Source organism: Pseudomonas sp. GW821-FHT01C01 (assembly GCF_059422645.1).
Window position 1 is genome coordinate 1 of sequence record NZ_JBWKXF010000089.1, and the last position, 12714, is coordinate 12714.

At 59.3% G+C, this 12714-nt stretch carries 8 protein-coding genes; 6 read left to right on the forward strand and 2 right to left on the reverse strand.

All coding sequences use genetic code 11. The features are described 5' to 3' along the window. Positions 1-165: 165 nt before the first annotated feature. On the reverse strand, positions 166-2094 hold the full coding sequence (locus AC07XF_RS28195) for a transglycosylase SLT domain-containing protein (protein WP_495029130.1): 1929 nt from the start codon (positions 2092-2094) through the stop codon (positions 166-168). Between the two features lie 213 nt (positions 2095-2307). Between AC07XF_RS28195 and AC07XF_RS28200 the strand changes: the two genes are divergently transcribed. Next, positions 2308-4224, forward strand: coding sequence for an ATP-binding cassette domain-containing protein (locus AC07XF_RS28200; RefSeq protein WP_495029131.1), 1917 nt, complete (start codon positions 2308-2310; stop codon positions 4222-4224). 193 nt (positions 4225-4417) lie between these two features. Here the strand turns inward: AC07XF_RS28200 and AC07XF_RS28205 are convergent, their stop codons facing one another. Beyond that, on the reverse strand, positions 4418-4858 hold the full coding sequence (locus tag AC07XF_RS28205; RefSeq protein ID WP_495029132.1) for a universal stress protein: 441 nt from the start codon (positions 4856-4858) through the stop codon (positions 4418-4420). A gap of 104 nt (positions 4859-4962) precedes the next feature. Between AC07XF_RS28205 and AC07XF_RS28210 the strand changes: the two genes are divergently transcribed. From AC07XF_RS28210 to topA, 5 genes are all read left to right on the forward strand, one after another. After that, positions 4963-5400, forward strand: coding sequence for a hypothetical protein (locus AC07XF_RS28210; RefSeq protein ID WP_495029133.1), 438 nt, complete (start codon positions 4963-4965; stop codon positions 5398-5400). Between the two features lie 610 nt (positions 5401-6010). Continuing rightward, the gene (fadB, locus tag AC07XF_RS28215) at positions 6011-8158 is read left to right on the forward strand and encodes a fatty acid oxidation complex subunit alpha FadB (protein WP_495029134.1); all 2148 of its coding nucleotides are present in this window, start codon (positions 6011-6013) and stop codon (positions 8156-8158) included. A 29-nt stretch (positions 8159-8187) separates the two neighbouring features. Next, complete coding sequence (gene fadA, locus AC07XF_RS28220) at positions 8188-9363, forward strand: acetyl-CoA C-acyltransferase FadA (protein WP_007986361.1); 1176 nt, start codon at positions 8188-8190, stop codon at positions 9361-9363. A 99-nt stretch (positions 9364-9462) separates the two neighbouring features. Next, the gene (locus AC07XF_RS28225) at positions 9463-9699 is read left to right on the forward strand and encodes a DUF1653 domain-containing protein (RefSeq protein ID WP_495029135.1); all 237 of its coding nucleotides are present in this window, start codon (positions 9463-9465) and stop codon (positions 9697-9699) included. 114 nt (positions 9700-9813) lie between these two features. After that, a complete protein-coding gene (topA, locus tag AC07XF_RS28230; protein ID WP_495029136.1) occupies positions 9814-12441 on the forward strand; it encodes a type I DNA topoisomerase in 2628 nt (875 codons plus the stop codon). The last annotated feature ends 273 nt before the right edge of the window (positions 12442-12714 follow it).

The window sequence follows — 12714 nt, forward strand, 5'->3', positions numbered from 1 at the left end:
GCGAAGCAGTCGTGAGTCCAGCTGACGTGGCCTGCCTGACGTAGCGCGATTACTGATTTTACGACTGCTTCGCAGCCGAACGCAGCCTCGCGGGCTCGGCAGCTGCTACAGATCGCATTACCGCTTGTCTGATCGGCATTAGCCCGCGATGCGGGCTTGTCTGAATCATTGGTCGTCGAAAAACCGCTCATGCCAATCCACGATCGGCTGTGGTGAATTGAGCTTCTGGCCGTAGATCACCGAGTACGACAACACGTTTTGCACGTACTGACGGGTTTCGTCGAACGGAATGCTTTCCACCCACACGTCGAAACTCAGGTGGTCGGCACCGCGCAGCCATTGGCGGACGCGACCCGGGCCGGCGTTGTAGGCGGCGGAGGCAAGGACGCGGTTGCCGTTGAACTGGCTGTGCACCTGGCCCAGGTAAGCGGCACCGAGCTGGATGTTCTTGTCCGGCTCGAACAGTTGCTGTGGTGAGCTATAGGGAATGCTGAACTTGCGTGCGGTTTCCTTGGCGGTGGCGGGCATCAGTTGCATCAGGCCCGAGGCGCCGACACCGGAACGGGCGTCGTCCATGAACGCACTTTCCTGGCGGGTGATGGCGAACGCCCAGCTCGGATGCAGGCCGCGGATCTTCGCTTCACGGACCAGAGTCTCGCGGTGAGCCATCGGGAAGCGGATATCCAGGTCATCCCAATACTGCGCCTGACTGATGGTGCGGATCGCCGGGAAGTACCATTTCAGGTCGTAGGCCAGTTTGGCCTGGGCGACCATTTCGTCGCGGCTGAAATGACGGCTGACGTAGTACCACTCGCGACGGCCATCGACGATCTGCCCGCGGGCGTGCAGTTCCAGGGCGCGGCGCACGCCGGGGGTGTTGCGCACCTTGTTGATGGTGGCCTGGCTGAGCACCAGCGGTTTGTTGAGCAGCGAGTAGGGCGACTGCGAGCGATCGGCGGCGAGGAAACCATAGAAGTCGCGTTCGCGGGCCAGGTTTTTATAGAGCGTCTGCGCTTCCGGATTCTGTGGTTGCGCCAGTTCCAGGCTGCGGGCCTGCCAGTAGCGCCAGCGGTTGGTGGTGGCCAGGTCCTGGGGCAGGCGGCGGGTCAATTGATAGGCATCGTCCCAGCGCGCCAGGCGCAGGAGCAGGCGCAAGCGCCATTCGGAAACCGTGTTGTCGCGCAGCTCGGGGTCGTATTTGGTCATGACATCCAGTGCGCGACTGTCGAAACGTCGTGCGAGGGTCAGGCCGATTTCCCGGGCGATCGCCACTTTTTCATCCCGGGAGAAGTGCATGCTGTTGGCGTAACCATCGAGCAGGTCCATGGCCTTGTCCGGGTCCTGGCGAGCCAGGCGGCGCAGGCCGAGGCTGACCACGTCGGACATGGCTTCATCGGCCGGGGTGAAACGCGACGGCTGGTTGAGCAGTTCCGGTTTCTGCGCAACGTCCACCAGCAAGCGACCGCGCGGGGCGAGGGTGGTCAAGCCGTTGACCAGGCTGTTGGCCAGCGGGTAGTTGCGCGCCTGGGCGGCGAGTTTGGCGCGCTCCCAGCGTTTTTGCTCGGTCAACTGGCCTTCGGCAGCCCACATGCCGAACAGGGTGTCGCAGGCGTCAGGCTGGGATTTGCCGGTCAGCCAGAGTTTCTCCGCGTTAGCGTTACCTTCGGCCTTGAGGTTGTGGCTGAGCTGGTACTGCGCATTCAGGCAGTCCAGTTCGGTGAAGTTCATTTTCGGGTCGTAATACTTGACGAAAGTCGCCCAGTCACCCCGATCCGCCAGCCAGCGCAACCAGCGCAGCTTCATCCAGTTGGCCTGGGGCAGGTCGCCGTGTTCGGCGAGGAATTTCTCGATTTCGGCGTTGCTCGCGGTTTTAAGCCGTGCGGTCAGCTCGTCGTAAGCCAGGTAGGGTTCCAGCGGATAATCGGCGAGGGCCTGGCTGTAACGGAAATACGGGCCGGTATCACCCTTGGCCAAGGCGCGCTTGGCTTCATCGTAATATTGGCGTTGGGTGGACAGGTCCACCGCCTGGGCGGATTGAAACGCTGCGGCTGAAAGTAAAAAGCAGGACAAAAGATTGAAAAGGCGACTGCGCATGAGACGTCCAGGCAGAGAAAACATGACAAGTGCGGGTCAGGCCCGCACTGAATTGTCTGTAGCTTAGCCTTTTGCCAGCAGCCGGCGAAAGCTTTGCGGGTCTTCCCGCATCAGTTCGCAACATTTGTCATGCAGAGTGCTACGAGAGTGAAATTGCCGGCCTTCTGAAGCCTCAAGTCAGGTAGAATGCGCGCCCGGTTTTTGGAGAAGCTCATGACCCTGCTCAAATTCAGCGATGTGTCCCTTGCTTTCGGCGCTATGCCGTTGTTGGACAAGGTGTCCTGGCAGATCGCCCGTGGTGAGCGGGTGTGCATCATCGGCCGCAACGGCACTGGCAAGTCCAGCATGATGAAGCTCGTCAAGGGCGACCAGAAGCCCGATGACGGCTCCGTTTGGCGCGCACCAGGACTCAAGATCGGCGAATTACCGCAAGAATTGCCGGTGGCCGACGAGCGGACAGTGTTCGACGTGGTGGCCGAAGGCCTCGACGGCGTCGGTGCGCTGCTCGCCGAATATCACCACCTGAGCCAGAACTGCGTCACCGACGCCGACCTGGACAAACTGATGCACGTCCAGCACGACCTCGAAGCCCGCGATGGCTGGCGTTTGCAGACCCTCGTCGACAGCACCTTGAGTCGCCTGCAATTGCCGGCCGACAAGACCCTCGCCGAATTGTCCGGCGGCTGGCGTCGTCGCGTCCTGCTGGCCCAGGCCCTGGTATCCGAGCCGGACCTGCTGCTGCTCGACGAACCGACCAACCACCTGGACATCGGTGCCATCGCCTGGCTTGAAGAAGCGCTGAAGGATTTCCAGGGCGCCGTGCTGTTTATCACGCACGACCGTTCTTTCCTGCAGAACCTGGCAACCCGCATCCTCGAACTGGATCGCGGTGGCCTGATCGACTGGAACGGCGACTACGCCAGTTTCCTCGTGCACAAGGAAGCTGAACTCGCTGCCGAAGCCACTGCCAACGCACTGTTCGACAAGCGTCTGGCCCAGGAAGAAGTGTGGATTCGTCAGGGCATCAAGGCCCGTCGTACCCGTAACGAAGGTCGCGTACGTGCGCTCAAAGCCCTGCGCGTCGAGCGCAGCGAGCGTCGTGAGCGCACTGGCAAGGCCAACATCCAGCTGGAAACCGCCGACAAGTCCGGCAAGCAGGTAATGGTTCTTGATAACGTGAGCTTCGCTCACCCGGGCGGTCCGTTCCTGATCAAGGATTTCTCCATGGTGCTGCAGCGCGGCGACCGTATCGGTCTGCTCGGCGCCAACGGTACCGGCAAGACCACGCTGCTGAAGCTGATGCTCAGCGGCTTGCAGCCAACCAGCGGCAAGGTGGAAGAGGGTACCAGGATCGATGTTGCCTACTTCGACCAGTTGCGCCATCAGCTGGATCTGGAAAAGACTGTGATCGACAACGTGGCCGAAGGTCGCGACTTCATCGATATCGACGGCCAGAGCCGCCACGTGCTGAGCTACCTCGGCGACTTCCTGTTCAGCCCGCAGCGTGCCCGCACGCCGGTCAAGGCGCTGTCCGGTGGTGAGCGTGCCCGTCTGTTGCTGGCCAAGCTGTTCAGCAAGCCGGCGAACCTGCTGGTACTCGACGAACCGACCAACGACCTCGACGTCGAAACCCTGGAATTGCTCGAAGAGGTCTTGCTGACCTTCAATGGCACCGTACTGATGGTCAGCCACGACCGGGCATTCCTCGACAACGTGGTTACCAGCACCCTGGTCTTCGAAGGTGAAGGCAAGGTTCGCGAGTACGTCGGTGGCTATCAGGACTGGCTGCGTCAGGGCGGCTCGCCGCGCCTGCTGGGCGTGACCGAGAGCAAGTCCGGCAAGGCCGACCTGAACTCTGCAGTGGTGAAGGCCGAGCCGGCGCCAGTGGCGGCTGTCGAAGCGCCAGTGGCGAAGAAGAAGCTCAGCTACAAATTGCAGCGCGAACTGGAAGCGTTGCCGGGGCAGATCGAAGCCATGGAACAGCAGATTGCCGCCGTTGAAGCGCAGATGGCCGACGCGGGTTTCTACCTGCGCCCGGCTGCCGAGACGGCTGCAGTGATCGCTCAACTGGCGCAGTTGCAGGCTGAACTCGACGTGATGGTCGAGCGTTGGGCCGAACTGGATGCCTGATTGATCCCGCAATAAAAAAAGCCCGGCGTTCAGTGATGAGCGCCGGGCTTTTCATATGCAATGCAATCTGCGGGCTGTTGCAGATCCACTGTGGGAGCGGGCTTGCTCGCGAAAGCGGTTCAACATTCAACGAATATGTCGAATGTCACACCTCATTCGCGAGCAAGCCCGCTCCCACAGGGAATGTGTAGCGTCAGGATTTGTTTTGCAGGCGCACCGCCAGCACATCGCAAGGCGCGCCATGCAGCACGTCGTTGGCGGTGGAACCCAGCAGCAGTGCCAGGCCATGCCGGCCATGGCTGCCCACCACGATCAGGTCGCAGGTTTGCTCCTTGGCCAGGTGGTGAATTTCCTGGCGAGGCTGGCCGTAGGTCAGGTGGCTGTATTCCCTGGAGAGCTCAGGATACTTGAGGATCAACCGGTCAAGGCGTTCCTTGGCCTGATCGAACTGCTGCTGTTGCAGTTGTGACAGGTCCATCGGCACGTCGCCACCGAAGGCCATCGCCATCGGTTCGACAATGTGCACCAGCGACAATTTCGCGCCGTTGCTCAATGACAGCTCGCGAGCGCGGTGGATGACAGGGTCGCACTCTTCGGTCAGATCTACAGCGACCAGAATATGGTTGTAGGGCATGAGGTGCTCCTCCTGAGGATTGCAATATTGGTAAGTATGGCTGGTTTCAAGCGCATTGGTTCCAAAGTGACACAATGGGCTCATCAAGAATCGGGAGTACAGATATGACGGTCTGGATAGTGGTGTCAATCCTGCTGGTGGTGCTCAGCCCGCTGACATGGTTGCGCCCTTCGCGTGCCCAGAGTGGACGCATAGCCCTGCGAATGGAGGCCCGACGCATCGGCCTGTCCATGCAACTGGCGCCTCAGGAGTGGCCGCATTGGCTAAGCCAGGAACCGCCGAGCCCCTGCGCCCAGTACCATCGCCCGCGACGTGGCAGTCAGCCAGCGTGCTGGTGTTACTGGCAAAAATCACCGGGTGCCTGGGTGAATCAATGGCAGGAAATCTGTGAGGATCGGGCGCTGCTCAATCATTTCGAAAAATTGCCAGGCAATGTCTACAAGGTTGAGGCCGACAAGCAAATGATCGCCTTGTATTGGGGCGAGAGGGGCGAAGCCGAGGTTTTGCAACAGATCGACGCCACCCTCAAAGCCCTCGCCTGAAACCATGGCCTTGTAGGAGCTGGCTTGCCAGCGAAGACCATTTCACATTCAACGACGATGTTGAGCGAACCATCGCCTTCGCTGGCAAGCCAGCTCCTACAGGGGGAGGCATTCGTGAGTTTGCAATAAAAAGCCCGACAAAATCATCGGGCGGGTTGGCCAGGCAGGCCGGTAAATCGGTGTTGGCTGATCTTGCGCTGGGCATTCGCCAAAAGCGTTCACAATTTTCCCCTTGGTCCCGCCAGCGTAGCTTGTTAAACACGGGCTGCAGCGAATTAGGGCGACTTTTCTAACAATTGATCCTATGAATGACCTCGCATGCTTAAGCGTGTTGAAGGTCTTCGCAGTACGGATATGACCGGAAAGTCGCGTTTCAACCCGTGTTTCGGGCGATTGACAATTGTCGGAAATTCCGTGAAGGTGACGTACCCAAATCAAACGGGCGTATGAATTGAGCGTTTGTATTTCAGACCGCTCCTACAGAATCCCGACTATCGCGTTGGCGGGTGTGTCGGGTGAATCGGCGTAGCATCGACGTTTAACGTCCTGCCAAGCCATTCGCCTGCGTCCGGCGTGTACTGTTCAGCTTCCATATCGTGGAGATCAGTTGATGATTTACGAAGGTAAAGCCATCACGGTTAAGGCTCTTGAAAGTGGCATCGTCGAACTGAAGTTCGACCTCAAGGGTGAGTCCGTCAACAAGTTCAACCGTCTAACCCTGAACGAACTGCGTCAGGCCGTAGACACCATCAAGGCAGATGCTTCGATCAAGGGCGTGATCGTCAGCAGTGGCAAGGACGTGTTCATCGTCGGCGCCGACATCACCGAATTTGTCGACAACTTCAAGCTGCCGGATGCAGAACTTGTTGCTGGCAACCTCGAAGCCAACAAGATTTTCAGCGATTTCGAAGACCTCAACGTCCCGACTGTAGCCGCGATCAACGGCATTGCATTGGGTGGCGGTCTGGAAATGTGCCTGGCCGCGGACTACCGCGTCATGTCCACCAAGGCCAAGATCGGTCTGCCGGAAGTCAAGCTGGGCATCTACCCGGGCTTCGGCGGTACTGTTCGTCTGCCGCGCCTGATCGGCGCAGACAACGCCATCGAGTGGATTGCCGCCGGCAAGGAAAACCGTCCTGAAGACGCGCTGAAAGTCGGTGCTGTCGACGCAGTGGTTGCTCCGGAGAAGCTGCAAGACGCCGCGCTGGAACTGATCAAGCGCGCCATCTCCGGCGAGTTCGACTACAAGGCCAAGCGCCAGCCGAAGCTGGAAAAGCTGAAGCTGAACGCCATCGAACAAATGATGGCTTTCGAAACCGCCAAAGGTTTCGTGGCAGGCCAGGCCGGCCCGAACTACCCGGCGCCGGTTGAAGCGATCAAGACCATCCAGAAAGCTGCGAACTTCGGTCGCGACAAGGCGCTGGAAATTGAAGCGGCCGGTTTCGTCAAGCTGGCCAAGACTTCGGCTGCACAGAGCCTGGTCGGTCTGTTCCTGAACGATCAGGAACTGAAGAAAAAGGCCAAGGCCTACGACGAAATCGCCAAGGACGTGAAGCAGGCTGCCGTACTCGGCGCCGGTATCATGGGCGGCGGTATCGCCTATCAGTCGGCTTCCAAAGGCACGCCGATCCTGATGAAGGACATTAACGAGCACGGTATCGAGCAGGGTCTGGCCGAAGCCGCCAAACTGCTGGTTGGCCGCGTTGATAAAGGCCGCATGACTGCTGCGAAAATGGCTGAAGTGCTCAACGGCATTCGTCCTACCTTGTCCTACGGTGACTTCGGTCACGTGGACCTGGTGGTGGAAGCAGTCGTCGAGAACCCGAAGGTCAAGCAAGCCGTACTGGCAGAAGTTGAAGACCAGGTCAAAGAGGACACCATCCTCGCGTCCAACACCTCGACCATTTCCATCACCTTGCTGGCCAAGGCCCTCAAGCGTCCGGAAAACTTCGTCGGCATGCACTTCTTCAACCCGGTGCACATGATGCCGCTGGTGGAAGTGATCCGTGGCGAGAAGTCCAGCGAGCTGGCCGTAGCGACAACTGTTGCCTACGCCAAGAAAATGGGCAAGAACCCGATCGTCGTCAACGACTGCCCGGGCTTCCTGGTCAACCGCGTCCTGTTCCCGTACTTCGGCGGTTTCGCCAAACTGGTCAGCGCCGGTGTGGACTTCGTCCGTATCGACAAGATCATGGAAAAATTCGGCTGGCCAATGGGCCCGGCCTACCTGATGGACGTGGTCGGCATCGACACCGGTCACCACGGTCGTGACGTGATGGCTGAAGGCTTCCCGGACCGCATGAAAGACGACCGTCGTTCGGCCGTCGACGTGCTCTACGAAGCCAAGCGCCTGGGGCAGAAGAACGGCAAGGGCTTCTACGCCTACGAGACCGACAAGAAGGGCAAGCAGAAAAAAGTCGCCGACCCGTCGGTACTGGAAGTGCTCAAGCCAATCATCTTTGAACAGCGCGAAGTCACTGACGAAGACATCATCAACTGGATGATGATCCCGCTGTGCCTGGAAACCGTGCGTTGCCTGGAAGACGGCATCGTCGAAACTGCTGCCGAAGCCGACATGGGTCTGGTCTACGGTATTGGTTTCCCTCCATTCCGTGGCGGTGCGCTGCGCTACATCGATTCGATCGGTGTTGCGGAGTTCGTTGCCCTGGCTGACCAGTACGCTGATTTGGGCGCGCTGTACCACCCGACCGCGAAGCTGCGTGAAATGGCCAAGAACGGCCAGAGCTTCTTCGGTTAAGCGCCCCCAACTAGAGTGAGAGTGAACTTATGAGCTTGAATCCTAGAGACGTCGTGATTGTCGACTTCGGTCGTACTCCGATGGGCCGCTCCAAGGGCGGCATGCACCGCAACACCCGCGCCGAAGACATGTCGGCGCACCTGATCAGCAAATTGCTGGAACGCAACGTCAAGGTCGACCCGAACGAAGTCGAAGACGTGATCTGGGGCTGTGTAAACCAGACCCTGGAGCAGGGCTGGAACATCGCACGCATGGCGTCGCTGATGACCCAGATCCCGCACACGTCGGCCGGCCAGACCGTCAGCCGTCTGTGTGGCTCGTCCATGAGCGCTCTGCACACTGCTGCGCAAGCGATCATGACCGGCAACGGTGACGTCTTCGTCGTTGGTGGCGTCGAGCATATGGGCCACGTGAGCATGATGCACGGTGTCGATCCGAACCCGCACATGTCGCTGTATGCGGCGAAAGCCTCGGGCATGATGGGCCTGACCGCGGAAATGCTGGGCAAAATGCACGGCATCACCCGCGAGCAGCAGGATGCTTTCGGCGTACGCTCCCACCAACTCGCCCACAAGGCGACCGTGGAAGGCAAGTTCAAAGACGAAATCATCCCGATGCAGGGTTACGACGAGAACGGTTTCCTGAAAACCTTCGACTACGACGAAACCATTCGTCCGGAAACCACTCTGGAAAGCCTGGCGGCTCTGAAGCCGGCGTTCAATCCGAAGGGTGGTACCGTGACCGCCGGTACTTCGTCGCAGATCACCGATGGTGCCTCGTGCATGATCGTGATGTCGGCACAGCGTGCACAGGACCTGGGCATCCAGCCTATGGCGGTGATTCGCTCGATGGCAGTGGCAGGTGTGGATCCGGCAATCATGGGCTATGGTCCAGTACCGGCCACACAAAAAGCACTGAAGCGCGCGGGTCTGGGCATCTCTGACATCGACTTCTTCGAGCTCAACGAAGCTTTCGCCGCACAGGCCCTGCCAGTGCTGAAAGATCTGAAAGTGCTCGACAAGATGAACGAGAAGGTTAACCTGCACGGCGGCGCGATCGCCCTGGGCCACCCGTTCGGTTGCTCCGGTGCGCGAATCTCCGGCACGTTGCTCAATGTGATGAAGCAGAATGGCGGTACCTTCGGGGTAGCCACCATGTGCATTGGTCTCGGCCAAGGCATCTCCACCGTCTTCGAACGCGTTTAAGCGTCTCGTTGATGGAAGCCGGGGCCAAGTGCCCCGGTTTTTGTTTTTCCGGATTTATTTTTGTTTTTATTTTGAAAACATTTGAGTGAGGGCCAAAGCATGCCGATACAACCTGGGCTCTACCAACATTACAAAGGTCCGCAGTACCGCGTATTCAGTGTTGCGCGGCATTCGGAAACCGAAGAAGAAGTGGTCTTCTACCAAGCCCTGTATGGCGATTACGGCTTTTGGGTGCGTCCCCTGAGCATGTTCCTGGAGTCGGTCGAAGTTGACGGCGAACAGGTGCCACGCTTTGCTTTGGTGCAAGCCGAACCAAGTGTTTTTACCAAGCCATAAGCTGAGTGCGCGCAGAACCCTGCGCTTGACCTCACCTTGTTGCCACTATATATAGCGGTGCCGCGTCAGGCGCCAACCGCCTTTCACTTCTCGAATTCAGGAATTTTCTGATCCATGGGCAAATCGCTGGTCATTGTGGAATCCCCGGCTAAGGCCAAGACCATCAACAAGTATTTGGGCAACGAATACGTGGTGAAGTCGAGTATCGGCCATATCCGAGACCTGCCCACCAGCGGTTCGGCTAGCGCCAGCAAAGAGCCAGCCGCCAAGCGCGGCAAGGCTGCTGCGGGTGAAGCGCCGGCACTGTCGCCGAAAGAAAAAGCGCGCAAGCAGCTGGTCGCGCGCATGGGTGTCGATCCGGATCATGGCTGGAAAGCCAAGTACGAGATCCTCCCGGGCAAGGAAAAAGTCATCGAAGAGCTGCGCCGGCTCGCCAAGGATGCTGACACCATCTATCTCGCAACCGACTTGGACCGCGAGGGGGAAGCCATTGCCTGGCACCTGCGCGAAGCCATCGGTGGTGACGACAGCCGCTACAAGCGCGTGGTGTTCAACGAAATCACCAAGAAGGCGATCCAGGAAGCCTTCTCCCAGCCGGGCGAGCTGGATATCGATCGCGTCAACGCCCAGCAGGCGCGTCGTTTCCTCGACCGTGTTGTCGGTTACATGGTTTCGCCATTGCTGTGGGCCAAGATCGCTCGTGGTCTGTCCGCCGGTCGCGTGCAGTCGGTTGCCGTGAAGCTGGTGGTTGAGCGCGAGCGTGAAATCCGCGCGTTCATCCCGGAAGAGTACTGGGAAGTGCACGCCGACCTCGGCACCGCAAAAGGCGCGACCGTGCGTTTCGACGTGGCCCGCGAGAAAGGCGAAGCCTTCAAGCCGCTCAACGAAGCTCAGGCCATGGCCGCGCTGGAGAAGCTCAAGGCTTCCAGCTACAGCATCGTCAAGCGCGAAGACAAGCCGACCAGTAGCAAGCCGTCGGCACCGTTCATCACCTCCACCCTGCAACAGGCTGCAAGCAACCGCCTGGGCTTCGGTGTGAAGAAAACCATGATGATGGCCCAGCGTTTGTACGAAGCCGGCTACATCACTTACATGCGTACCGACTCGACCAACCTCTCGGTTGATGCCGTGGCGATGGCGCGTACTTATATTGAAGGCGAGTTCGGCAAGAAGTACCTGCCGGAAACCCCGAACGTCTACAGCAGCAAGGAAGGCGCGCAAGAGGCTCACGAAGCGATTCGTCCCTCCGACGCCAATACCGAGCCAAGCAAGCTGTCGGGCATGGAGCGCGACGCTGAGCGCCTCTACGAGCTGATCTGGCGCCAGTTCCTCGCTTGCCAGATGCTGCCGGCGCAATACCTGTCGACCACGGTCACCGTCGGTGCCGGCGACTTCGAGCTGCGTGCCAAGGGCCGCATCCTGAAGTTCGACGGTTACACCCGCGTCATGCCGCAAATCGCCAAGCCGGGCGACGACGACGTATTGCCGGACATGGCCCAGGGCGACGCGATGAAGCTGATCAAGCTTGATCCGACCCAGCACTTCACCAAGCCGCCGGCGCGTTACTCGGAAGCCAGCCTGGTCAAGGAAATGGAAAAGCGCGGCATCGGTCGTCCTTCGACCTACGCGGCGATCATTTCGACCATCCAGGATCGCGGCTACGTTGCGCTGCACAACCGTCGTTTCTACTCGGAAAAGATGGGTGACATCGTCACCGAGCGCCTGGCCGAGAGCTTCTCGAACCTGATGGACTACGGCTTTACTGCAGGCATGGAAGAGCATCTCGATGACGTGGCCCAGGGCGAACGCGACTGGAAAAACGTGCTCGACGAGTTCTACGGCGACTTCAAGAAAAAACTCGAAGTGGCCGAAAGCCCGGAAAACGGCATGCGCGCCAACCAACCGGTGATGACGGATATTCCGTGCACGACCTGCGGCCGTCCGATGCAGATTCGTACCGCGTCGACCGGCGTGTTCCTCGGTTGCTCGGGCTACAGCCTGCCGCCGAAAGAGCGTTGCAAGGCCACCGTCAACCTGGTGCCGGGCGATGAAATTGCCGCGGACGACGAGGGTGAGTCGGAGTCGCTGGTACTGCGTGGCAAGCATCGCTGCCCGATCTGCAGCACGGCGATGGATGCCTACCTGCTCGATGAGAAGCGCAAGTTGCACATCTGCGGTAACAACCCGGATTGCGATGGTTACGAAATCGAAGAGGGCACCTATCGCATCAAGGGCTATGAAGGTCCGAGCCTGGAATGCGACAAGTGTGGCAGCGAGATGCAGCTCAAGACGGGCCGTTTCGGCAAGTTCTTCGGTTGCACCAATGCGACCTGCAAGAACACCCGCAAACTGCTGAAGAGTGGTGATGCGGCGCCGCCGAAGATGGATCCGGTGAAGATGCCGGAGCTGAAGTGCGAAAAGGTCAACGACACCTACATTCTGCGCGACGGTGCTTCCGGTCTGTTCCTGGCGGCCAGCCAGTTCCCGAAAAACCGCGAGACTCGTGCTCCGCTGGTGCTCGAAATCATCCCGCACAAGGATGAGATCGACCCGAAGTATCACTTCCTCTGCGAAGCGCCGAAGAAAGACCCGGATGGCCTTCCGGCTGTGATTCGTTACAGTCGCAAGACCAAGGAGCAGTACGTGCAGACCGAGGTTGACGGTAAGCCGACTGGCTGGAAAGCGTACTACGACGGTGGCAAGTGGACGATTGAAGACAAGCGTCCGGCAGCCAAGGCTTAAGCGCGCAGGCTGACAGTGGGCCGACTCCGTCGGCCAGCGGGAGCAAGCTCCCTCGCCACAAAAAAGGCCGCATGAGAACCCACGGGTTTTCATGCGGCCTTTTTTATGCTCCTGCAAAAAAAAAGGGGGGCTTGCGGTAATGCCAGTCAGTTAAGCAATTTCAGCCGCGACACCCTTTGTAGCAGCTGCCGAGCCTGCGAGGCTGCGTTCGGCTGCGAAGCAGTCGTAAAATCAGTCATTGCGGTACGTCAGGCAGGCCGCGTCAGCTGGACT